The organism is Lactobacillus delbrueckii subsp. delbrueckii DSM 20074 = JCM 1012 (genome assembly GCF_001433875.1).
Taxonomy (GTDB): domain Bacteria; phylum Bacillota; class Bacilli; order Lactobacillales; family Lactobacillaceae; genus Lactobacillus; species Lactobacillus delbrueckii.
Window position 1 is genome coordinate 1 of sequence record NZ_AZCR01000122.1, and the last position, 735, is coordinate 735.

The window sequence follows — 735 nt, forward strand, 5'->3', positions numbered from 1 at the left end:
TCCGAAAAGATGACGGCCTCTGAAGCCTTGAATCTTTACAAGAGCCGCGATATCTCAGAGAAGCTGTTTGGCAGTGATAAGGCCTTCCTTGGCAATCGCTCATTCAGAGTCGCAAGCAGTCAAGCAGCCGAAGCCAAGATCTTCATTCAGTTCATCGCTTTGATAATCCGTGCAAGAATCTACACGCTTTTGAGAAAGCGCAAAGCCGAAATGCCGGGCAAGCCTAACTATTTGAGCGTACCTTCAGCACTGAAAGAGCTCGAAAAGATTGAGCTGATACGCCAACCGAACGGCAATTATAAGCTAGATCACGCAGTCACAGCTACCCAGAAAGTAATACTAGGGGCCTTTGGACTGGACGAAGAATGGATCAAGGCACAGGCAAGACTGATTGGAAAAGATATCCAGAACGCCGCAATGCCAGAAGAACAGAAAGATGATGATGAAGATGCCGAGAACGAAGAGTATTAAGACAATTGAAGCCGAGATCTCCCAAACCGAAGAACAACTCCGGCGCCTTAAAGAGCGCTGCGATAAAGTATCGCAGAAACTAGATGCTCTCTATGAGCTCAAGAAGCACCGGGAGCAGGAGGAATTACTAAAAGCTATTGATAAAAGTACCCGAACTAAAGCTGAGATCCTCGCGTTTCTGGAAAGTCATGCATAAAAGAAATACGGCTGGCAGAAAATCTGTCAGCCGTATGGTTTGAGTTGTAAAATCCTGGGAAATTAGCA

At 46.1% G+C, this 735-nt stretch carries 1 protein-coding gene and 1 pseudogene; both read left to right on the forward strand.

Annotated elements, in window-relative coordinates; genetic code table 11:
* Window positions 1–471, forward strand: a pseudogene (locus tag FD23_RS09850) (IS1634 family transposase); the annotation flags it as partial.
* Window positions 437–667 (forward strand): hypothetical protein, encoded by a 231-nt coding sequence (locus tag FD23_RS08720; RefSeq protein ID WP_002880222.1) that lies wholly within the window; start codon window positions 437–439, stop codon window positions 665–667. The pseudogene FD23_RS09850 and the gene FD23_RS08720, both read left to right, overlap by 35 nt.
* Window positions 668–735: the final 68 nt, after the last annotated feature.